Genomic DNA, 22,298 nt, shown 5'->3' with positions numbered 1-22,298 from the left:
AACGCATCGGATTGTGGTTCCGACATTCGTGGGTTCGATTCCCATCAACCGCCCTTAGTATTAATGGGCTATAGCCAAGCGGTAAGGCAACGGACTTTGACTCCGTCACGCGCTGGTTCGAATCCAGCTAGCCCAGTTATTTATTGGCGGCATAGCCAAGTGGTAAGGCAGAGGTCTGCAAAACCTTTATCACCGGTTCAAATCCGGTTGCCGCCTCCATGTCTTACGCGGGAGTAGTTCAATTCTTAGAACACGTTCCTTCCCGGAACGAGATATAGGTGCAAGTCCTATCTTCCGCTCCATTTAATAGTTTAATACATGCGGGAGTAGTTCAATTCTTAGAACATGTTCCTTCCTGGAACAAGATATAGGTGCAAGTCCTATCTTCCGCTCCATCTATATTTTAATATATGCGGGAGTAGTTCAATTTTTAGAACACGTTCCTTCCCGGAACGAGATATAGGTGTAAGTCCTATCTTCCGCTCCATTCTATAGGCTTCCTAACATGGAAGTTTTTTCTGTATTTCAATAAGCCGGTGTGGCGGAATTGGCAGACGCGCGGGACTCAAAATCCCGTTCCTTTCGAGGAGTGTCGGTTCGAACCCGACCACCGGTACTACTATAGTGCTATAACGTGCTACTTGCTATGAGAAATCCCATAACGACGGGGTTTCTCTTTTTTTATGACTTCTAAATATACTATGTCTTGCTATAGAAACTGATGAAAGTGAACACGTTTTTGGACACGTTTTGGTTATCATAACCTTAATCTTAGTCACTGAGTGGACACGTTTTGGTCACGTTGGACACGTGCCAGTACTTTAATTAAGTCGTTTATCGGTAATTATTTCAGTAAAATAATCAACATCTTAACTCAATGATTGTAAAAAAGTAATTAAAATAAATCGTCATGATTCCAATTTAGGTATTGCATTTTCAAAAAGAACAGTGTATCATTTTAAACGTAATAATTTCGATTTGGAGGTTAGCGGTTTGAAGAAAATTATTTCTATCATAAGTATCCTTGTACTTGCTACTGCATTAGTCGGGTGTGGCAAGGATGAGAAGAAGGTTAGTAAAGACCATAAGTTGAAAGTACATACTACTGTGTTTGCTTTTAAAAGCTTCACAGATCAAATAGGTGGTAAATACGTTGATACTCAATCCATCTATCCAGCAGGAGCAGACATTCATTCATATGAACCTACTCAGAAGAAAATGATTAATATCGCGAAAGGTGACTTGTTTATCTACTCAAATGACGATATGGATCCAGTAGGGAAGAAGATTAGTAAATCAATTAACAAAAAGGACAATAAATTAGCTTTAGCTGACAAAGTAAGTAAAAAAGATTTGTTGGCGTCTGATGAAGATGAGCATGAACATGAGCACGAACACGGTCACCATCATGCCCACTCTAAAAATGACCCTCATGTTTGGTTAGATCCTGTATTAGATCAAAAGTTTGCGAAAGAGATTAAAGATCAACTCGTTAAAAAAGATCCTGAACATAAGTCATACTACGAAAAGAATTATAAAAAACTCGATAAAGATTTAGCAAATATTGATAAGGATATGAAAAAAGTGACTAAAGACAAAAAACGTGACCAAGTCATCATCTCACACGATTCTTTAGGTTATCTCGCAGATCGTTATCATTTTAAACAAAAAGGTGTTAATGGTATGAACGATGAGGAACCGAGTCAGAAGGAAGTTATGAACATCGTAAAAGAGATTAAATCTTCACATCAGCCTTATGTGATGTACGAACAAAATATCCCTTCTAAAGTCACAGATGTGATTAAGAAAGAAACGAATACGAAACCAATTGAATTCCACAACTTATCTGTGCTTACTAAAGATGAAGAGAATAAAGAAGATATTTCTTATCAATCTATAATGAAAGAAAATATTAAATCTCTTGATAAAGCACTTAACCAATAATCCAACATACACTATCTCATACAACAGAGTGAGATAACTAACTGAAGGCAATTCCTAGACCCGTATCTAAGGAATTGCCTTCTTTATAATGGAATAAAGAACAATTTCAACCAATTCATTTCCTCCCTAGCTTATTAACAAATTCTAAAATATGTTCACTTACTAATCGTTATTGTACTTTTCCGCTAAATGTAATATCATAAATCTAATATCATTTGCGGAGGAAACATCCATGTCAGAATCAAAGCTTTCAGTCAAACAATTCTTTATTAATATCCTTAACGCGGTAGGGACCGGCGTCGTCATCGCTTTGCTACCCAACGCGCTGTTAGGGGAATTACTCAAATTCTTTAAAGAGGGTCACCCTATTTTAGAACTTGCTTACCAACTTGTGCTCGTGATTCAATCCTTTATGGCATTTATCGTTGGTATTATCGCAGCCCATCAGTTCCGCTTTAATGGTGCAGGTGCAACGATGGTGGGCGTGTCAGCTATGTTAGGTTCAGGTGCTATTATCTTTCATCATGGAACGGTAGAGTTGAAAGGAATTGGCGATATCATCAATACTATTATCGTAGTTGCTATCGCTTGTGCCTTGTTCCTCGTTCTACGTGATAAATTAGGTTCACTTGAAATGATCCTTCTACCAGTAGTTATTCCAGTTATTAGTGGACTTATTGGTCTTACTACATTACCTTATGTGGCGCATGTTACGAAGGGGATCGGTCGAATTATCGCGTCGTTCACAGAACTTAATCCAATGTTGATGTCAATCTTAATCTGTGTGGCCTATTCCTTATTGATGGTGACACCTATCTCCGTAGTGGCAATCGCGACAGCTATCGGTTTAGATGGCCTGGGAAGTGGTGCAGCAAACCTAGGTATTGTGGCTGCCTGTGTGACGTTCCTGTTTGGTTCGATACGCGTGAATTCTATCGGCGTTAATCTCGTGCTCATCATTGGTGCTGCTAAAATGATGATTCCTGTATATTTCAAGAATTTAATCATCATGATCCCATTAATAATTAATGGAATTATCGGTGGTCTTGTCGCTTATTTCTTCCAAATTAAAGGTTCACCGATGTCAGCTGGGTTCGGTTATACCGGCTTAGTAGGGCCAATCAATGCATTTAATCGTATGAGTGGTGATCCTACGATGAACATGATTGAATTATTCTTTGCATATCTCATTATTCCTTTCGTAGGTGCATTCTTCGTCCATGCTATTTGTAAAAGACTGCTACACCGCTACACAGATGAGATTTATCGATTTGAAATTCCTAAACAATAATTGCATATTCGAAATTTAAGTTGTTAAGTCGCACTATTCGCTTAGTGCGGCTTTTTTATATAACTTTACTGACTTATATAAAATAATATGCACATAATATACATTTGTATTCACTCTCCTTGACCCTAGCAGTATTTTAAAAAACATCATCAGAGCGTAGATATAAATAGAGTTAAGGGTAAAAACTATAAAAATCCTAAAAATCATATTGCATATATTTACGTTATAACTTATAATAATGAATATAATTCAAAGGGAGGCCGCTTATGAAATACATACAAAAGCTCATCATCATTACGGTTATAGCTATTATGAGCGTATTACCGTTGTATCACTCAAATGCATACGCGAAAGACAACAGTGATCAATGGGACAAGATTAAAGAACGTGGGGAATTGAGAGTAGGCTTATCTGCCGACTATGCACCTTACGAATTTGAGAAGAATGAACATGGTAAGACCAAATACTCAGGTATAGACGTTGAAATTGCGAAGAAAATCGCTAAAGATAACCATGTGAAATTAAAAATTGTCAATATGCAGTTTGACAGCTTATTAGGTGCGATTAAGACAGGCAAGATTGACATGATTATCTCAGGGATGACACCATCTCCAGAACGTAAGAAGGAAGTAGATTTCTCTAATGCTTACCTTCAAGCTGATGAGAAGATGTTAATCCGTAAAAGTGACGCAGATAAATATAAGAAAAAAGAAGATTTCAATAATAAGAAATTAGGGGTACAAAAGCAAACAGACCAAGAAAAGGTCGCGAAATCTGAATTCGAAAACGTAGATATACACTCCTTAACACGTATTCCTGAGGTCATTTTATCTCTAAAAAGCAATAAAGTGGATGGAATGATTATCGAAGGACCTGTAGGGGAAGCGTACCTTAAACAAAATCCAGAATTACAGTTTGCGAAAGGAGTTAAATTTAATGAGCCGTCTAAAGATACATCCATCGCTTTACCTAAGAACTCTCCAGAATTAATGAAGAGAGTGAATGCATCCATTAAAGATGTAAAGGATAATAATCTTATCGCAAAATACAAAGATAAAGCGGCAGAAGATCTTGCAAGTGATAACAGCAACTTCTTCACTAAATATGGCAGTTTCTTCTTGAAAGGGATCAAGAACACCGTGCTCGTATCAGCTATCGGGGTGCTCGCGGGTTCACTCTTCGGTGCGATTATTGCACTTTGTAAACTCAGCTCATTTAAGCCGTTACGCTGGTTAGCCTCAATATATATTGAATTCTTAAGAGGTACACCGTTACTCGTTCAAGTATTCCTCGTCTACTTTGGTACGACAGCGGCACTTGGTCTTGATATGTCGGCGCTCATCTGTGGTACAATCGCGCTCGTTATCAACTCTTCAGCATATATAGCGGAGATTATCAGAGCAGGTATCAACGCAGTAGATAAAGGTCAAACTGAAGCGGCTCGTAGTCTCGGACTTAATTACAGACAAACAATGTCGAGCATCATCTTACCACAGGCGATCAAGAATATCCTACCAGCCTTAGGTAACGAGTTTGTTACGCTCATCAAAGAGTCATCTATCGTCTCAGTCATCGGTGTAAGTGAAATTATGTTCAACGCACAAGTTGTACAAGGTGCGTCATTCGATCCATTCACACCATTACTCGTAGCCGCATTACTTTACTTCGTGCTGACATTTACGTTGTCACGTCTACTTTATTTCGTAGAAGGGAGATTAAAAGTCAGTGATTGATATTAAACAGTTAAACAAAAGCTTTGGTAAGAATGAAGTCTTAAAGAGTATCGATTTATCTATTGAGCAAGGTGAAGTCGTAGCCATTATAGGTCCTTCAGGTAGTGGTAAAAGTACTTTGCTTCGCTGTATGAATCTCCTAGAAACACCTACGAGTGGAGAAATTGTCTTTGAAGGCAAGAATTTAATGAAGAATGAAATGAAACTCGAATCATTACGTTTAAAAATGGGTATGGTTTTTCAAAACTTTAACCTCTTCCCTCATAAAAAGGTGATCGATAATATTACACTAGCACCTTCTAAATTAAATCTAAAAGGGAAGAAAGAATTAAAAGAGGAAGCGCTTGAACTCTTAGACAAAGTCGGGTTGAGAGACAAAGCAGATACGTATCCTGGACAACTCTCAGGCGGCCAGAAACAACGTGTTGCGATCGCACGTGCATTGGCAATGCATCCAGATGTCTTACTCTTCGACGAACCGACGTCTGCGTTGGACCCAGAAGTAGTCGGTGATGTGCTTGATGTTATGCGCGAACTTGCTAAAGAAGGTATGACGATGGTTGTCGTTACGCACGAGATGAGCTTTGCGAGAGACGTGAGTGATAAAGTGGTCTTCATGGCTGATGGTTATGTAGTAGAGACAGGCGATCCTCATGAAATCTTCTCACAACCGCAACATGAACGTACACAACAATTCTTAAATCGTGTGCTTTAATTCAATACAAATCGTTAATTATTAACATCAGCGTATTATCTCTAGAATGATTGACTTGCATCTTCAATCATTCTGGAGATTTTTTCATTTTAACAAAAGATTTATAGAGTAACTTCGAATCATCTGTATAACCGACGCCTTCTTTCACAACATTTTTCGCTCATACCAACCTTGCAAAAGTAGACAGTCCAAAGCCCTTAAATTTTTACTAAAAGATAGATATTTCAAGACACGTTAGTAGCCGCGACTATGTTAGAATAAACTCTGTATGTTGATTTAGGGTGGTAGAATCATGGATGTGAAACAATTAAAGGAAGACGTCATTGCATATGCGCATACAATAGGCATTGACAGTATTGGCTTTACAACAGCAGATCCGTTTGATGAGTTGAAACAGAAACTCGTGGACTATCATGCGAAAGGATATGCTTCAGGGTTTGAAGAAGATGACATTCAACTCCGTACAGAACCGAAACTTTCCTTGCCTACTGCACGTTCAATCATTGCTATTGCAGTGGGTTATCCTAATAAGTTGAAAGGTGCACCTCGTAGTAAAAGGGGTGAGCGCAGAGGAATGTTTGCGCGAGCTTCTTGGGGCCAAGATTATCATACGATTATGCGTAAACGTTTAGATAAATTGGCTGAGTATATCGAATCACGTGTTCCTGATGTAGAGATGAAATCGATGGTCGACACGGGCGTGCTTTCTGATCGAGCTGTTGCTGAGAGAGCTGGTTTAGGTTATACCGGTCGTAATGGCTTTGTTATTAATCCAGATCTTGGAACGTGGACGTATCTTGGAGAAATGCTAGTGAGCATTCCGTTTCCACCAGATGATCCGCTCATCGATAGCTGTGGAGACTGTACGATGTGTGTCGATCGCTGTCCAACAGGTGCGTTAGTGGGAAATGGTCAATTGAACGCTCAGAAATGTATTAGCTTTCTCACTCAAACGAAAGGATACTTGCAAGATGAATACCGCTATAAGATTGGCAATCGTCTCTATGGATGTGATACTTGCCAGCAGGTCTGTCCACGTAATAGAGGGATAAATACTGAGCACGATGATATCGTACTCGAACCTGAGATATTGAAGCCACGTCTGGTTCCGTTATTACAGATGAGCAATCGAGAGTTTAAAGAAACGTATGGCCATTTAGCAGGCGCTTGGCGTGGTAAGAAACCGATTCAACGTAATGCAATTATCGCTCTAGCGCATTTTAAAGAAACCTCTGCTATACCTGAGTTGGAAGAGGTCGCCGTCAACGATCCACGGCCGATGATTAGAGCGACAGCATACTGGGCTATAGGCCAAATCCAAGGTGATGAGGCGAGACCATTTATCGAGGCACATTACGACGAAGAACTTGAAGAAGTTCAAGAAGAAATGATTAAAGGATTAGAAATGGGGAGAACGTAAATCATGACGAATCATATCGTATTATTTCAACCTGAAATACCTGGGAACACAGGAAGTATTGCGCGTACGTGTGCGGGAACAGATACGCATTTACATCTGATCAAGCCTCTAGGTTTCAGTACGGATGATAAGATGTTAAAACGTGCGGGTCTAGATTATTGGCATAGCGTAAATATTACGTATCATGAGAGTATTGAAGATTTCTTTAGAGATACAGATGGTGAATACTATTTACTCACTAAGTTTGGTAAAAAGGTTTATTCAGACTTCGATTTCTCAGATACGTCTCAAGAACATTATTTCATCTTTGGTCGTGAAACTACAGGTCTTCCGCAATGGGTTAAAGATGAATATGAAGATACAGCATTACGTGTACCTATTAATCACAATATTCGTTCGCTTAATTTATCAAACACTGCTTCGTTACTTATTTATGAAGCGTTAAGACAACAAGACTTTCCTGGCTTAACTCAAGAGTTTGATTAGGCAAACGGTGCCATACAAGGTATAATTTAAAGTGGCTAATCTTAACGTACTCCAACGTTTAATTAAAAATATTTAGGGGTAAGAGATGTAATAATGTTAGAAGACCGTCTGAAATGTACAAGAGGAGTGGAAATTAATTATGGCTATGAACTTTAAAGTATTAGAGAATAAAGAACAAGTCGCAGTCTACACTGCAGATATTCTCAGAAAGCAATTTAACAACAACCCAACTACTATTGCAGGCATTCATTTATCACATGAATATGCGCCAGTATTAGACGAGCTCAAGAAGAATGTAGATCGTCATGCGGTTGATTTCAGTCAAATCAACATTCTTGATTATGATGATAATCGTTCATTCTACGATGCTTTAGGCGTGCCTGAAGGTCAAATTTATGAAATTTCATTCGATGATGATGCAGAATCATTTATCGATGAGAAGATTAAGACGAAAGAAAATAAAGGTAAACTCATCACTCAAGTTGCTTCAATTTCTGACGAAGGTAAGACAGATGTAAGCGTACGCCAAGGTTTACAGAAGGCACGTGAAGTCATTCTCGTTATTACTGGTGCTGAGAAGAAAGAAGCGGTTAAACGTCTATACGAGGAAAATGGTAAGACTAACTTTGAACCTGCAGATTTAAAAACACATCGCATGGTAAATGTAGTGCTTGACGAAGCTGCTGCAGAAGGCTTACCGGAAGATGTGAAACATTACTTCACAGCACACTTTGCTTAATCCACACGGCGAGTGAAAGAGGTGATCAGCATGGAAGATAAGCACTACGAAGAACAACCAGACAATGAAATGGTTGATGACTATAGTGATGTTGTTGAACTCGGAAAGGAAATGGAACAAATTTCTGAGGAAAATGACGAAGATAAATTAAATAAAGAACATGATGAAGATGTTCGTTCAGATTTAGACGAGTAAGGAAACTCAGTTGATGAACGAGCGACCATGAATAGGTGTATCGTCGAACGTATCGACGATGCATCTTTTTTATTAACTATTTCTTCAAACAGTGCCACAATACAACGGATATGTTAGAATAACTATGCTAAATTATACGGTGAGGAGCACATTATGTTATATCGAAATTGGAAATGGATTATGTTGGCCGCATTTATCGTTAACCTGATTTCTATCAAAGGTTTCCCGATGGCGCTCGGTGCAGTATATATGCCGATTCTGTTTAAAGTTATCCAAATGCAACTGAATTTATCTCAAGGGCTTGTGGATGACGTCACTGGACAAGCTTTTATTAAAAGTAACAAAACAGGCGTCATTATAAGTGTCATCTGTTGCGTACTGATCACGGGCATTCTATTTAAAGCACTTGATGGCTTCTATCAATCATTACATGGTTTTCTAGGTGTCTTAATTACGATTAGCCCGGTCACTTTAGTCATAGGTCTTATCTTATTCATATTAACTGCAGTAGCTATTGTTCAAGCGGTTAAAGCGCAATTTGCTCACGTTATAGTGAAGTCACAATAACGTTTTAGAGTATAATTAAATCCAGCTAGGTCGGAATAAAGTAGAGTCATTTCAAGTAGGATGACTCTACTTTTACTTATGACAGAAGTTCAAATATAGCGAAATTTGAATGGTTATTAATATGATTATGAAAGCGTTATATTTCACGATTGCCGACGTAAAAAGAATAATGCTATACTAAAGTTAAATAACCAATTGAAGGGGAGAAATTCAATGTCAGTAAGAATCGAACATGATACATTTGGAGAAATTGAAGTACCTGCAGATAAATATTGGGGAGCACAAACAGAACGTAGTAAGCGTAACTTCCCTGTAGGTAAAGAACAAATGCCAATTGAAGTGGTATATGGCTTCGCACAATTGAAACGTGCAGCTGCATTAGCTAACTTCGATTTAGGCAAACTCTCTGAAGCGAAGAAAGATGCAATTGTGTACGCATGTGACAAAGTACTCAACAAAGAATTAGACGATCATTTCCCACTTGTAGTATGGCAAACAGGAAGCGGTACACAAAGTAACATGAACGTGAACGAAGTAGTCAGCTACGTGGCAAACGAATACTTGAAAGAACACGGTAGCGACGAAAGTATTCATCCAAACGATGACGTTAACAAATCTCAAAGTTCTAACGATACTTTCCCAACTGCAATGCATGTAGCATTATACGGCGGAGTTGAAGAGAAATTAGAACCAGCGCTTAAAGCGTTACGTGATACTTTTAAAGAAAAAGAAGAGAAATTCCATGACATTATCAAGATTGGTCGTACGCACTTACAAGATGCGACACCTATTCGTTTAGGCCAAGAAATCAGTGGTTGGCGCTTCATGCTCGACCGTTGCGAAGACTTACTCAGCGAGTCCAAAGCACATATCTTAAACTTAGCGATCGGTGGTACTGCAGTAGGTACTGGTATCAACGCGCATCCTGAGTTTGGTGATCGTGTAGCTAAGCATATCGCTGACAACACAGGTCATCCATTCGTTTCATCTGAGAATAAATTCCACGCGTTAACAGCGCACGATGAAGTCGTTCAATTACATGGTACGTTAAAAGCCCTTGCTGGTGACCTTATGAAGATTGCGAACGACGTAAGATGGTTGGCTTCAGGTCCACGTGCTGGTTTAGCTGAAATCGCGATTCCTGAGAATGAACCAGGTTCATCTATCATGCCAGGTAAAGTGAACCCTACACAATGTGAAATGTTAACGATGGTAGCTACTCAAGTTATGGGTAACGACACAGTTGTAGGTGTAGCAAGCTCTCAAGGTAACTTTGAATTAAACGTGTTCAAACCAGTGATCTTACACAACACTTTACAATCAATCTACCTCTTAGCTGATGGTATGGCGACATTTGATAAAAACTGTGCTGTAGGTATTGAACCAATCGACGAAAACATCGAGAAATATCTTAAAAACTCATTAATGCTCGTTACAGCTTTAAACCCTCATATCGGTTATGAAAAAGCTGCGAAAATCGCTAAAAAAGCACATAAAGAGGGACTTACATTGAAAGAGTCTGCCATTGATAGTGGTTACGTAACTGAAGAACAATTTGAAGAGTGGATTAAACCAGAAGATATGGTTGAACCTAGATAATTGTTATTCACTATTGCAAGTGAAATAGAATAATATAAAAGAAAGTTCCTACTTAACCGAAATGAAGGTTAAGTAGGAACTTATTTGTGTTAAGTAGCAAAAGTATCTAAAAGTCCGCTTTAGGCAATTACTCAACTAATTTAACGGTTCGTCAACTAAGCTGACAGAAATTTGTTCTCGAGTGAAAGGATGAACAAGCTCAATCTTATGACTGTGCAACTGAAGTTGGCGCAGTGTGGAATTACCATATAAAGGGTCACCTAAGACAGGATGTCCAATTTCAGCTAGGTGGACGCGAATTTGGTGTGTGCGACCAGTGTCTAATTTCAACTCAAGTTGACATACATTTTCCTCAAGCATTTCTGAATCAATAATGTGTGTGATTGCCCGTTGTCCTGTTGATGAAACGCGTTTACGGTTGGGATGGAATTTATCCTTACCGATAGGCATATCAATCGTTTGCGGCTTAACTGGAAGCAGTGATTTAACTTTAGCACGATAAATACGATCGATTTGATTATCTTCAAGCATGCGATCTAGAATCTTCTTCATAAGAGGATTCTTCGCTACAATTAATAAACCTACCGTTTCTTGGTCTAAACGATGAATCGGCTCAACATATTCGCTATCCACTGTATAAATGATGTGATTCATCAATGTGTTACTTTCCTTTAAGTCATTGGGATGTGTCTTCACACCTTTAGGTTTCATTACAATCAACATGTCATCGTCTTCGTAGTAAATTTGTGCATAGCGATAGCTTGGCAGGTAATTACTTTTCTCATCAGGAGTAGGGATGTAGACTTTGTCGCCAGCTTGTACTCGATCCATGAGTTTTGCAGGTTGTTCATTGATCGAGATGTCTTTAGACATATTGAGTTGATGTAAATCTTTTTTCGGTAAATGTAAAAACTGGAATAACTCTCTTAATGTCATTCCATCAAAGATTTCTGCAATAGTAATATTCATAACATGCACTCCTCAATTATTCTTATCCATCATATCACATTCAAATTCGGAACTAAATCACATTTTCATATCACCTTAAATTATAATATACTGATAAGAGTTAGACGAAACTGGAGCGAAAGATGATGGAAAAACCTACACGTTTAGCGTTGTTGAAAGAAATTGCTGAATTTCTTAACGAAGAAACGGAAATGAAAAGCATGTTAGATGGGGCATTGCGCTCTCTCGTTGAAGGTAGTGAATTCTCGACAGGCTGGATCTTTTTTATCAATAATGAAGGTGAACATGAGCTCGTCAGTGATTATCACTTACCTAAGGCCTTGACACGTAATCAGTGTGCCTACATGACGCAAGGTAGTTGTTGGTGTGTACAAGCTTATGAGAACAAGAAATTGACGAAAGCTTCGAATATCATCAATTGTTCGCGTATCAATCACGCTACGCAGGCTTATGCAGATGAGACGGATGGTATTACGCACCATGCGACAGTGCCATTGCGTTCGGGTGAAGAGGAGTATGGTTTACTGAACGTGGCTACTCCACATACCGAAACGTATAGTGAAGAAGATCTTGAATTGTTGGAATCAGTGGCTTTCCAAATTGGTTCAGCGATTAAAAGGATTACATTGACCGAACAAGAGAAAGAAGCGGCTCGTATTAGTGAACGTAATCGCTTAGCAAGAGATTTACATGATTCCGTCAATCAAATGTTATTCTCAGTAAAAGTGACAGCTCATGCAGGCCAAGGACTCTCCGACATTTCTAAAGCTCAACAGGCATTCAAAGTGATTGAAGAGACGAGTCAGAATGCAGTCAGTGAGATGCGAGCGCTCATTTGGCAACTGAAACCAGTCGGATTGGAACATGGTTTAGTGCATGCGCTAAAGCAATATAGTGAGATGTTGGAATTAGAGTTATATCCTGAAGTTCATGGACTCATTGATTTATCAAGTACCGTTGAAGAACATCTTTATCGTATCGTTCAAGAAGCGATGAATAATACGAAGAAACATACTAATACTGATGAAATTCAGCTTACGATAAAGCAGACACAGCAGAATGTCCAGGTGCGCGTCCAAGATTTCGGGACAGGTTTTGATGTCACTGATAGTACACGTGAGACCTCTCATGGTTTAAACAATATGTGGCAGCGCGTGAAGTTATTACAAGGCGACCTTACAATTACATCCTCGACCCAAGGAACTACAATTGATGTCGTCATACCGTTGAATTGAGTTTAAAGGAGAAGTAAGAATGTATAAAGTAATACTTGTTGATGATCATTATATAGTAAGACAAGGCTTGGAATTTCTACTTTCTACTGTGGATGATTTAGAAATTGTGCAAGGCTTTTCAAACGGACAAGATTTTATTCACTATATGAATACGGAAGAGCGACCGGATTTGATATTACTCGATCTTGTGATGCCTGAAATGAATGGAATTGAGATTACTGAATGGATGAAAGCCAATTATCCAGAAGTGAAGATTCTCGTACTGACGAGCTATGCTGATGATGAGCATGTGATTTCTGCTATTACGAAAGGCGCGGACGGTTATGAGATGAAAGATGTGGAACCTCAACAACTCATCCGTACGATTCATCGTGTGTTGAACGGCGAGAAGATTATTCACCCTGAGGCACAGCAAGTCATTGATGCGATGAGTCAGAAACCACATTATACGAATAAGCTTTCCAAGCGAGAAACTGAAGTGTTGAAAGAGATGGTGAAAGGAAAGACCAATCGAGAAATTGCAGAGACACTGTTTGTTTCTGAGAAGACAGTTAAGACACACGTGAGCCATATCTTTAGTAAGTTGCAGGTGACTGACCGTACACAAGCGGCGATTTATGCGATTGAGAACAAGTTGATTTAGGGAATTTGTGAAGAAGTGTTAAAGCGTAAAAGTTGTTTGTAAATATGTTAAGCAAGTTGTATAACGTCGAGATAACACGTCAAAACAGCGCTAATAAGTGATGATTTAATAGTCATTTCCTTGAATTTATTCTTTCCTGCGCGTTCAAAATTAATGAAGGCGCTTACATATAGTCTAGTGCAACAAAAAGTTCATATAAAATTAAATATTTGCGAATAATTTCCAGTGAATTATAGGGTGAAATAAGCTATAATAATGAATGGTGTTTAAAGAGATGAGTAATACACGAATTTTTGATTCATATGTTTTTAATAAAGTGAAATGAATTCTTATCGTGTCTTAGTTCAATATAAGATAGTTTTAAATTCTATGCTGCATTATTGCGACAATTATGTAATTTTAAAAATAACCACTAAACGTCGATTCACTCTTTTCATTTTGTTAAAGATATATTAAGATGATATTTGTGTTTCAAGAAGTGTGTATTATTGCAATTTCTTGTGTCCGGATAAAATATTCTTTATGAAAGGTAGATTATACTAATGGATAGACAAAATTTTACAGAATTAATTCAATCAAAATTTAAAATGGTTCGTATCGAAGCGGGCTACACACAAGATACGATGGCTCAAACAGTTGGACTATCTAAGAAGACGTTAGTTCAAATTGAAAAAGAGCGTGTCTTACCAAATTGGACAACATGTGTGTCTATCTGTGCACTCTTTAGAGATTCAGAAGTGCTTAACAGTACATTTGGATGCGATCCGTTAGAAATGGTTCAAACTGTTTCTCGCAATCACTGTGCGTACCCAATTTACTCAACAACGAGCGACATTTATTGGCAAACAATGGATAACCGTGACGGTTACATTCTTCAAAGCAATAAAGTCAGCGAACTTTATCGTGTATTAGACCGTGATAAACAACCTATCTTCGGTACTTCAAAGTTAAGAGAAGCTGAGACTTATTTACTCAGATTAACTAAAGAAGAGTTTGCGCACATCTTCTAAGAATTATGATAGAAGAATCCTGAAGAATAACGTGATATGATGAAGAGGACGAACTTTGAACACGCGTTATCTCCTCAGAGGTTAAATCATAATCCTGATAAATAGAGCCTGGGACAAAATTAAAACTTATTAATTTTCAATGTTATAACTCTCGCTTGCTTATGGGACCACACTCAACTAATTCTTTTCGCTCAAAGAGCTCGAAGAATGGATTTTCGTTGTGGTCTAGATCCATCAAGCGTCTCGAGTACACATTGAAAATTTGCTCAAGAAATTATTTTAAATTTGCTTTTTATTTATCTCAGAAGTTAATTTACATATATGTCCTAAGCTCAATAAGTAGAGTAATTGAATAGCCAACCATCAAATCGGGTGAATCATTCACTCATGGGTGAGACGCTCTGTTCGTAAGTTTCTACGAAGGTGTCTCACTCTTTTATTTAGTCTAGTAATATGATTAAGGGGTTAAATTATGCACGCATTTTTAATAATAATATTTATGATGGTAATAGGGGCAATCATCGGTGGTGTGACGAATATAATCGCTGTACGTATGTTGTTCCATCCATTCAAAGCTTATCATTTGTTCGGCAAGCGTATTCCGTTCACACCAGGTTTAATACCGAAGCGACGTGAAGAGATTGCCACTAAGATTGGACAAGTCATCGAAGAGCATTTGCTTACTGAATCGCTCATCAAGTCTAAACTCAATGAGCCCTCAACGCGTGAAGCGATCGACGACATGTTGTACAAACAAGTTCAGAAGTTGAAATCGGACCATGTGACGATTCAGTACTTTGCGCAACAGTTTGACGTGGATGCTACGGAGCTAGTTGAAGAGAAAGCAGGAAATTGGACTCAAGAGAAACTCGATCACTTTTACGAGCAACATCAACACCAAACGCTTCAAAACATCTTGCCAGCGAATGTCGTTCAGTTTGCGGATGATAAGGTGCAAGGTGTGCCTGAGCTCTTGTTCAAACGTGCGAAAGTATATCTGACATCTGATAAAGGTGCTGCAGACATCAATAGTATGTTAGATACGTTTTTTAAAGAGAAAGGTAAAATTATCGGGCTATTACAAATGTTTATGACGAAAGAGCATATTGCGGAGCGCATTCGTACAGAACTCATCCGTTTAAAAAATCATCCGAAAGCGCATAAGATTGCTGAACAAGTCATTCACAATGAATATGAGACATTTAAGTCTAAGACGCTACATGAAATCGTCTCATACGATAAATTCAACGCATTCGGCCAATCATTTGTCACAATGTTGATGGATTCAATGAATCTTCGTGCACAAGTTCATAAACCACTCAACTCACTCATGCCTTCACTCATCGAAATGATTGAGAAGAATGTATCACAACATCTCACAACAATGATCATCAACTATGTTTCAGGACAACTCTCTCCAATTATGGAACGTGTGAACTTAAGAGGTATGATTGAACAACAAATTAACACATTTGATTTAGACTACATTGAGCGTCTCATTATCGAGATTGCGAACAAGGAATTGAAGCTGATTATGCTACTAGGATTCTTGCTCGGAGGAATCATCGGATGTCTCCAAGGCATAATAGCTATCTTTGTATAAGGTTTTGATTTATGTTATTGTAATATCGATGTGGTAAAAACACAGATCAAATAAAGGAGTGTAACAAAATGGCAGTAAATTTACATGATTATGCAAACCAATTAGAACAAGCTTTACGTGAAAGCGACGAATACAAAGCAATCAAAGATGCTTACGCTAAAGTGAAAGAAAACGAAGAGTCTAAAAAATTATTCGATGAGTTCCGTGAAACTCAAATGAACTTCCAACAAAAACAAATGCAAGGTGAAGAAATCGGTGAAGATGAGCTTCAAAAAGCACAAGAACAAGCTCAAGAAATCGAAAAAGACTCAAACATTTCTGAACTTATGGCTGCTGAACAAAAAATGAGCCAAGTATTCCAAGAAATCAACCAAATCATCGTTAAACCTTTAGATGAAATTTACGCTGACTAATTCATAGTAAGTGTAGAAGAAAGCCACAGCGCGTGAAGTGCTGTGGTTTTTTAATGCTTTTCTTTAAATGCTTTTCAATGTTTGAACTTTCGCTTGCTTGGGAGCAGGACAGAAATCTATTTGATTTCGTCGTCCTGCTCCCGTGAGGATGACTAGAGTTCGAGAAAGCGTGGTGCCTTCTTGGATTCAGTCAGCTACCACGTAGGACCACACTCAACTCATTAACGATACTCAACAGTTACCATTACGTATTTCCTTATCACAAAGAAGATCACACACAAAACTACAGTAGAAGAACTCCTCTCCAATCCTCGCTCGCATTTTACACATAACAAAAGCGACAGAACTCATACAATAGTCATATTTAAGCTTAGAGGTTCTGTCGACGGGTATTTAGGTATATGGTAGAATAATAAATTACAAGACAAGTACAGTTAACATTGAAGAAGTGCAATTCAAGATATTGTGCTGAAGTGTTATACATAGCTTAATTATCAAGTCATCGATACTTAACTGTAGTGAAAGATGTTGGCGTGGTATCACACATGGTGGGGCTTAAATAGTTGAGAAAGCATCATGTCACGCGTCATCGTTTAAAAAGGAGTTTAGAATATGGTGAAGTTTATCCATTGTGCTGATTTACACTTAGATAGTCCTTTTAAATCAAAAAGTCATCTCAATCAGTCTATCTTTGAAGATATTCAACAAAGTGCTTACGAAAGCTTTCGACACATTGTTGATATCGCGCTTAAAGAAGAGGTTGATTTCCTTATTATAGCAGGCGATTTATTTGATCAAGAGAATCGTACGTTACGTGCTGAAGTCTTCCTACAAGAGCAATTTGAACGCTTAAATAAAGAACAAATCTTCGTTTATATTTGTCATGGTAATCACGACCCGTTATCTTCGAAGATTTCTTCATCTTGGCCGACGAACGTCTCTGTTTTTTCTGAAAAAGTAGAGACGTATCAAACGATTACGCAAAAGGGCGAGAAAATCTTCCTTCACGGATTTAGTTATCAGAACGATGCAAGTTATGAGAATAAGATTGATGCGTATCCTTCAAGTCAAGGTCAAGAAGGCTTACATATTGGTGTACTGCACGGTACGTATAGTAAATCAAATGAGAAAGATCGCTATACCGAATTCCGTCTTGAAGATTTGAATAGTAAACTCTATCATTATTGGGCTTTAGGTCATATCCATGAGCGTCAGCAGCTAAGTGATATGCCTCAAATCCACTATTCTGGTAACATTCAAGGACGTCATTTCAATGAACGAGGAGAGAAAGGATGCTTGCTCGTTAGCGGCGATGATTTAAAGCTCAACGTGAAGTTCATTCCGACGCAATCTATTCGTTTTGAAGAAGCGACGATAGAAACGGAAGCGGATACGAAGCAGAAGTTATACGAAGCGATTCAGAATTTCAAAGCGAAGAAACGTTCACAAGGTAAGTCGTTTTACCGCTTAAGAGTGTATATCACTTCTGATACTCCAATGACACAACAGGAATTACAACAGGTTAAGGAAATGGTCGATGACTATGAGTTGAATGAGAATCATTTTATCTATATTGAAGATTTAACTTTCGAGTTCAAATATGAACGTGAACAGAAGTTGAGTAAAGAGTTCTCTCGTGAATTGATTAGCAATGACGAGGTCTTTGAACATGCGATGAATGATTTGTATCTCAATCCACGTGCCTCGAAGTATCTGGACGACTATACAGAGTTTGACCGTGACGCACTGATTACACACGCTGAACAACTATTGAAATCTGATATGAGAGGTGACTCATGATGAAGATTAAATCTTTAGAGATTTATGGTTACGGTCAATTTGTTGAACGCAAGATTGAGTTTGACCAGTATTTTACAGAAATCTATGGTGAGAACGAAGCAGGGAAATCCACAATTCAAGCGTTTATCCATTCAATTCTCTTCGGCTTTCCTACGCGTAAAGAGAACGAGCCACGCCTTGAGCCACGTCTAGGTAATCAATATGGTGGTAAGTTGACTATCATCCGCGATGACGGTTCTGAAATCGAAGTTGAACGTATCAAAGGTAGTGCAGTGGGTGATGTGAAAGTTTACTTGCCAAATGGTGCTATTAAAGATGAGCAGTGGTTGAAAGAAGAATTAAATTTCATCACTAAGCGTACGTATCAAGATATCTTCTCATTCGACGTCTTAGGCTTACAAGATATTCATAAAAATATGGACGAAACGCAATTACAGAATTTTTTACTGCAAGCAGGTGCACTTGGCTCAACAGAGTTTACCTCAATGCGTAAAGCGATTGCGGAGAAGAAAGAAGCTTTATATAAAAAGTCGGGGCGCAAACCCATTATCAACCAACAAATTGCGCAGTTAGATGAGTTAGCTTCTCAAATTCGTGATGAAGAAGCGAAATTAACGACGTATAATCGTTATGTCGATGATCGTGACAAGGCGGAACGTCGTTTAAATCACTTGAAGCAAAACTTAGCGCAGTTATCTAAAATGCATGAGTCAAAACAAAAAGAATTAGCATTGCATGAGCAAACTCAAGAATGGAAAGGCTTGGAGCAATCACTCAATATCGAGCCACTTGATTTTCCAGAGCAAGGAATTGACCGGTACGAAACAGCGAAGCTTCAAACGCAAAATTTACGCCGAGATATAGGTTTACGTGAAGAAAAGTTGGCTCAACTTCAAGAAGATGATCGTCATATTGAAGCGCCTAAGCAAGCTGATATTGATGCTTTAACACATTTACAACAACAAGAGAATGAAATTAAGCAAAAAGAGTACGAACGTAATGCTGTACAGAAAGATATTGAGGATAAATCACGTGAATTGAAAGGTCTGAAGCTCAATATTGGTTGGGAAGATGTTCATGAGCAAGTGGATAGCTCTGAAGCAATGAAGAGTCATGTGAGTGAGCAACTCCAACGTAAACAAGAATTAACAGCTTCACTGAATCAATTGGAACGCAACATTGAAGAGAATCGTATCGAGCAAGAGACGAACCAGGACGAGCTTGATAAACTTGATCAAGAAATTGTGCCAGATGAAACATTTGAGAAGAAAAAACAACATCAACAACAACGATTTGAACTCGAAGAGAAGAATAACTTATTCCAAAAAATGAAAGAAGCGTTTGATGTTGAGCAACGTCAGAAAGAGAAACAACAATCGATGTTACGAATTGCGCTTATCATTCTGGCAATCATCAGTGCTGGATTAGCAGTCTTCTCATTTGTATCAGCAAATATGATTTTTGGTATCGTGTTGTTTATCGTGCTCGCATTAATCTTCGTCATAGGTATCTTTGCGATTAAGACGAAGGAAGTCGGTCACTCAGAAACATTTACGAAAGAGATCGACGACTTACAGCGTCAAATTGACACTTTAGAGCAGAATTATGATTTAAACTTCGATCTCGATGCGCAATATCGTACACGCGACCAATGGTTTAACGCGATGAAGACGAAAGAATCATTAGAGAAGAAGGCACAGTATCTTAATGATTCATTAGCGTCTACACGTCAAGATTATGCTCAGGTGAAGACGCAAATTGAAGACATCAAACAAGAATTACAAGTTTCTGAACGAATGTCAGATGAACTTATCGTCGATAGCATCACGACGATGAATAAGATTAAAGATATTCATCAACATCTTGAAGAATTAGAGACGAAAAGAGCAAGCTTAGATAAAGCGCTTGAAGAATTTTACAATCACGCACAAAATGTCACAGCTAACCAATTCCATCACTTCAATCGTTTGTCACTCTTCCATGACGTACGTCAATGGTTACAACACGCACATACTTCACAAGATAAGAAGCAGCGTAACCAAGAACAAATTCAATTGATTTCGAATGAGCTGCGTCAACTTAAACAACGCTTAGAGGACAATGAACAAGTGATCGCGAAACTCTTCGATTACATCGATGTCGATAACGAAGAAGATTACTATCAACACCATGAACGCTATGCGAAATATCATCGCGACTTAGATCGTTTTAACGACTTAACGAAATATCTTGAGAATCAAAATTATTCCTATGAAGATAGTTCAGATTTAAGTAATAAAACGTATGCGCAACTTGAAAAAGAACATCAAACGTTATCTCAACAAGTTGATGACTATAATGATCAATATTTGGAAATGCAGTCTGAAGTCAGTGACTTGAATTCACAAATTAAACATATGGAAACGGATCAAACTTTAGCGAACTTACGTCATAAATATCACATGTTGAAGAACCAATTGAACGACGAAGCGCAAGATTGGGCAAGCCTCAGTTATTTACAAGCGTTAGTTGATGGTCATATCGCTCAAATCAAAGACCAACGACTGCCGCAAGTAGTAAATGAGGCGACAGATATCTTCTCACGTCTTACAGAAGGTCATTACGTACAAGTGTCCTATGCGAACGATGAACTCATGGTTAAGCAGCGTAACGGTCAAGTATATCAACCCGTTGAGTTGAGTCAATCTACGAAAGAAATCTTGTACATCGCGCTACGTTTAAGTCTCATTAAGACACTTAAACCGTATTATCCATTCCCAATCATTATTGACGACGCTTTCGTTCATTTTGATAAAAATCGTAAAGCACGCATGATGAAATTTATTCGTCAGTTCCCAGAAGATTACCAAGTACTGTACTTCACATGTGTAAAAGATACAGGCATTCCATCTAAACAGATGATTACTTTAAATAAAGTAGAGGACGGTGCGAAATAATGAGAAATGCTGGAAATTTGAAACCAGGAGATTCAGTCAATCATTTCTTTCTCATCCATAAAGCGACGCAAGGTGTGACAGCTCAAGGGAAAGACTACATGACTTTGCACCTTCAGGATAAAAGTGGAGAGCTAGAAGCGAAATTCTGGACAGTGACGAAAGAAGATATGAAGATTCTGGAACCAGAAAAAATTATCTTAGCGAAAGGTGACATTATTAATTATCGTGGTCGTAAACAGATGAAGATGAATGGATATCGTCTAGCGACTGAAGAAGATAACTTATCTGCTCATGATTTCATCAGTGGACCACCGATGTCACCAGATGAAATACAAGAACAAATTTCTCGCTATTTACTTGATATCGATAATGCAAGTTTGCAACGCATTACACGTCATTTATTGAGAAAGTATCACGATGAATTCTATTCATTCCCTGCAGCGAGCACGCATCACCATAACTTTGGTGGTGGTCTAAGCTATCACGTGCTCACGATGTTAGAGATCGCAAAATCGCTGTGTGATATTTATCCACTACTTAATCGTAGCTTGTTATATAGCGCGATTATCCTACACGATCTAGGTAAGGTGAAGGAACTGAGTGGTCCTGTAGCCACGTCTTACACTGTAGAAGGGAATCTATTGGGGCATATCTCTATTGCGAGCGATGAGGTCGCTGAGAGTGCTAGAGAGCTGAATATCGAGGGAGAAGAAGTGATGTTACTTCGTCATATGATTCTTTCTCACCATGGTAAAATGGAGTTTGGCTCACCTAAGACGCCACATTTAAAAGAAGCGGAAATTCTTACCTTTATCGATAATATTGATGCGAAGATGAACATGTTTGAAAAAGCCTTCGGTAAAACAGATAAAGGGGAATATACTGAACGTATCTTTGGCTTAGATGGCCGTAAATTCTATAATCCAACAAGCTTAGATTAAGAGAATAGTAGATGAAAGAGCGTGGAGTAAAATTAAAACTTATTAATTTTCAATGTTAA

Annotated in this window: 19 protein-coding genes and 6 tRNA genes; 24 read left to right on the top strand and 1 reads right to left on the bottom strand. The window is 38.3% G+C overall.

Translation table 11 applies throughout. From position 1 onward, the window contains the following. Positions 1-64 precede the first annotated feature (64 nt). From CD039_RS06015 to fumC, 16 genes are all read left to right on the top strand, one after another. A tRNA-Gln gene (locus CD039_RS06015) sits at positions 65-136 on the top strand. Between the two features lie 9 nt (positions 137-145). Next, positions 146-219, top strand: a tRNA-Cys gene (locus CD039_RS06010). An 8-nt stretch (positions 220-227) separates the two neighbouring features. Next, positions 228-302, top strand: a tRNA-Gly gene (locus CD039_RS06005). Positions 303-320: 18 nt separating this feature from the next. Next, positions 321-395, top strand: a tRNA-Gly gene (locus tag CD039_RS06000). A 17-nt stretch (positions 396-412) separates the two neighbouring features. After that, a tRNA-Gly gene (locus tag CD039_RS11850) sits at positions 413-487 on the top strand. A 45-nt stretch (positions 488-532) separates the two neighbouring features. After that, positions 533-616, top strand: a tRNA-Leu gene (locus CD039_RS05995). Between the two features lie 377 nt (positions 617-993). Continuing rightward, entirely contained in the window at positions 994-1,944 is a 951-nt protein-coding gene (locus tag CD039_RS05990; RefSeq protein ID WP_103371542.1) for a metal ABC transporter solute-binding protein, Zn/Mn family, read from the top strand. Between the two features lie 232 nt (positions 1,945-2,176). After that, positions 2,177-3,235, top strand: a complete 1,059-nt coding sequence (locus CD039_RS05985) for a PTS sugar transporter subunit IIC (protein ID WP_103371541.1) — start codon at positions 2,177-2,179, stop codon at positions 3,233-3,235. 266 nt (positions 3,236-3,501) lie between these two features. Beyond that, positions 3,502-4,968, top strand: a complete 1,467-nt coding sequence (locus CD039_RS05980) for an ABC transporter substrate-binding protein/permease (RefSeq protein ID WP_103371540.1) — start codon at positions 3,502-3,504, stop codon at positions 4,966-4,968. After that, positions 4,961-5,683: an amino acid ABC transporter ATP-binding protein gene (locus CD039_RS05975; RefSeq protein ID WP_103371539.1), complete on the top strand. Its 723-nt coding sequence runs from the start codon at positions 4,961-4,963 to the stop codon at positions 5,681-5,683. The genes CD039_RS05980 and CD039_RS05975 overlap by 8 nt, the downstream gene beginning before the upstream one ends. Before the next feature lie 292 nt (positions 5,684-5,975). Further along, positions 5,976-7,103: a tRNA epoxyqueuosine(34) reductase QueG gene (gene queG, locus CD039_RS05970; protein ID WP_103371538.1), complete on the top strand. Its 1,128-nt coding sequence runs from the start codon at positions 5,976-5,978 to the stop codon at positions 7,101-7,103. 3 nt (positions 7,104-7,106) lie between these two features. Continuing rightward, on the top strand, positions 7,107-7,589 hold the full coding sequence (gene trmL, locus CD039_RS05965) for a tRNA (uridine(34)/cytosine(34)/5-carboxymethylaminomethyluridine(34)-2'-O)-methyltransferase TrmL (RefSeq protein WP_103371537.1): 483 nt from the start codon (positions 7,107-7,109) through the stop codon (positions 7,587-7,589). A 139-nt stretch (positions 7,590-7,728) separates the two neighbouring features. Then, positions 7,729-8,328, top strand: coding sequence for a 6-phosphogluconolactonase (locus CD039_RS05960; protein ID WP_070504887.1), 600 nt, complete (start codon positions 7,729-7,731; stop codon positions 8,326-8,328). 30 nt (positions 8,329-8,358) lie between these two features. Next, complete coding sequence (locus CD039_RS11845) at positions 8,359-8,523, top strand: SAS053 family DNA gyrase inhibitor (protein WP_002471139.1); 165 nt, start codon at positions 8,359-8,361, stop codon at positions 8,521-8,523. A 153-nt stretch (positions 8,524-8,676) separates the two neighbouring features. Next, positions 8,677-9,090, top strand: coding sequence for a hypothetical protein (locus tag CD039_RS05955; RefSeq protein ID WP_103371536.1), 414 nt, complete (start codon positions 8,677-8,679; stop codon positions 9,088-9,090). 213 nt (positions 9,091-9,303) lie between these two features. Beyond that, a complete protein-coding gene (gene fumC / locus CD039_RS05950; protein WP_103371535.1) occupies positions 9,304-10,689 on the top strand; it encodes a class II fumarate hydratase in 1,386 nt (461 codons plus the stop codon). 135 nt (positions 10,690-10,824) lie between these two features. Here the strand turns inward: fumC and CD039_RS05945 are convergent, their stop codons facing one another. After that, positions 10,825-11,658, bottom strand: a complete 834-nt coding sequence (locus CD039_RS05945) for an RluA family pseudouridine synthase (RefSeq protein ID WP_103371534.1) — start codon at positions 11,656-11,658, stop codon at positions 10,825-10,827. A gap of 125 nt (positions 11,659-11,783) precedes the next feature. Between CD039_RS05945 and CD039_RS05940 the strand changes: the two genes are divergently transcribed. The 8 genes from CD039_RS05940 (at position 11,784) to yhaM (ending at position 22,239) form a co-directional block, all read left to right on the top strand. Next, a complete protein-coding gene (locus CD039_RS05940; RefSeq protein ID WP_103371533.1) occupies positions 11,784-12,893 on the top strand; it encodes a GAF domain-containing sensor histidine kinase in 1,110 nt (369 codons plus the stop codon). Between the two features lie 19 nt (positions 12,894-12,912). Then, positions 12,913-13,536: a response regulator gene (locus tag CD039_RS05935; protein ID WP_103371532.1), complete on the top strand. Its 624-nt coding sequence runs from the start codon at positions 12,913-12,915 to the stop codon at positions 13,534-13,536. A gap of 542 nt (positions 13,537-14,078) precedes the next feature. Beyond that, on the top strand, positions 14,079-14,546 hold the full coding sequence (xdrA, locus tag CD039_RS05930; RefSeq protein ID WP_002471127.1) for an XRE family transcriptional regulator XdrA: 468 nt from the start codon (positions 14,079-14,081) through the stop codon (positions 14,544-14,546). Between the two features lie 472 nt (positions 14,547-15,018). After that, positions 15,019-16,149: a DUF445 domain-containing protein gene (locus CD039_RS05925; RefSeq protein ID WP_103371531.1), complete on the top strand. Its 1,131-nt coding sequence runs from the start codon at positions 15,019-15,021 to the stop codon at positions 16,147-16,149. Between the two features lie 68 nt (positions 16,150-16,217). Next, the gene (locus tag CD039_RS05920) at positions 16,218-16,562 is read left to right on the top strand and encodes a YlbF/YmcA family competence regulator (protein ID WP_002471131.1); all 345 of its coding nucleotides are present in this window, start codon (positions 16,218-16,220) and stop codon (positions 16,560-16,562) included. Positions 16,563-17,174: 612 nt separating this feature from the next. Continuing rightward, positions 17,175-18,362: a metallophosphoesterase family protein gene (locus CD039_RS05915; protein WP_103371530.1), complete on the top strand. Its 1,188-nt coding sequence runs from the start codon at positions 17,175-17,177 to the stop codon at positions 18,360-18,362. Then, positions 18,362-21,298, top strand: a complete 2,937-nt coding sequence (locus CD039_RS05910; RefSeq protein ID WP_103371600.1) for an ATP-binding protein — start codon at positions 18,362-18,364, stop codon at positions 21,296-21,298. Before CD039_RS05915 ends, CD039_RS05910 begins: the two co-directional genes overlap by 1 nt. Beyond that, on the top strand, positions 21,298-22,239 hold the full coding sequence (gene yhaM / locus CD039_RS05905; RefSeq protein ID WP_103371529.1) for a 3'-5' exoribonuclease YhaM: 942 nt from the start codon (positions 21,298-21,300) through the stop codon (positions 22,237-22,239). The genes CD039_RS05910 and yhaM overlap by 1 nt, the downstream gene beginning before the upstream one ends. Positions 22,240-22,298: the final 59 nt, after the last annotated feature.

Origin of the sequence: Staphylococcus argensis, assembly GCF_002902305.1 — a bacterium.
Taxonomy (GTDB): Bacteria; Bacillota; Bacilli; order Staphylococcales; family Staphylococcaceae; genus Staphylococcus; species Staphylococcus argensis.
The sequence above is the reverse complement of the archived record's forward strand: the minus strand, read 5'-3'. Positions and strand labels throughout refer to the sequence as shown.

What these genes read in the sequence shown, in the direction of transcription:
- CD039_RS05940 (WP_103371533.1), top strand. Translation starts at nt 11,784, where the DNA reads ATGGAAAAACCTACACGTTTAGCGTTGTTGAAAGAAATTGCTGAATTT.
- CD039_RS05910 (WP_103371600.1), top strand. Translation starts at nt 18,362, where the DNA reads ATGAAGATTAAATCTTTAGAGATTTATGGTTACGGTCAATTTGTTGAA.
- CD039_RS05980 (WP_103371540.1), top strand. Translation starts at nt 3,502, where the DNA reads ATGAAATACATACAAAAGCTCATCATCATTACGGTTATAGCTATTATG.
- CD039_RS05920 (WP_002471131.1), top strand. Translation starts at nt 16,218, where the DNA reads ATGGCAGTAAATTTACATGATTATGCAAACCAATTAGAACAAGCTTTA.
- queG (WP_103371538.1), top strand. Translation starts at nt 5,976, where the DNA reads ATGGATGTGAAACAATTAAAGGAAGACGTCATTGCATATGCGCATACA.
- fumC (WP_103371535.1), top strand. Translation starts at nt 9,304, where the DNA reads ATGTCAGTAAGAATCGAACATGATACATTTGGAGAAATTGAAGTACCT.
- xdrA (WP_002471127.1), top strand. Translation starts at nt 14,079, where the DNA reads ATGGATAGACAAAATTTTACAGAATTAATTCAATCAAAATTTAAAATG.
- CD039_RS05935 (WP_103371532.1), top strand. Translation starts at nt 12,913, where the DNA reads ATGTATAAAGTAATACTTGTTGATGATCATTATATAGTAAGACAAGGC.
- CD039_RS05915 (WP_103371530.1), top strand. Translation starts at nt 17,175, where the DNA reads ATGGTGAAGTTTATCCATTGTGCTGATTTACACTTAGATAGTCCTTTT.
- CD039_RS05925 (WP_103371531.1), top strand. Translation starts at nt 15,019, where the DNA reads ATGCACGCATTTTTAATAATAATATTTATGATGGTAATAGGGGCAATC.
- trmL (WP_103371537.1), top strand. Translation starts at nt 7,107, where the DNA reads ATGACGAATCATATCGTATTATTTCAACCTGAAATACCTGGGAACACA.
- CD039_RS11845 (WP_002471139.1), top strand. Translation starts at nt 8,359, where the DNA reads ATGGAAGATAAGCACTACGAAGAACAACCAGACAATGAAATGGTTGAT.
- yhaM (WP_103371529.1), top strand. Translation starts at nt 21,298, where the DNA reads ATGAGAAATGCTGGAAATTTGAAACCAGGAGATTCAGTCAATCATTTC.
- CD039_RS05955 (WP_103371536.1), top strand. Translation starts at nt 8,677, where the DNA reads ATGTTATATCGAAATTGGAAATGGATTATGTTGGCCGCATTTATCGTT.
- CD039_RS05960 (WP_070504887.1), top strand. Translation starts at nt 7,729, where the DNA reads ATGGCTATGAACTTTAAAGTATTAGAGAATAAAGAACAAGTCGCAGTC.
- CD039_RS05945 (WP_103371534.1), bottom strand. Translation starts at nt 11,658, where the DNA reads ATGAATATTACTATTGCAGAAATCTTTGATGGAATGACATTAAGAGAG.
- CD039_RS05985 (WP_103371541.1), top strand. Translation starts at nt 2,177, where the DNA reads ATGTCAGAATCAAAGCTTTCAGTCAAACAATTCTTTATTAATATCCTT.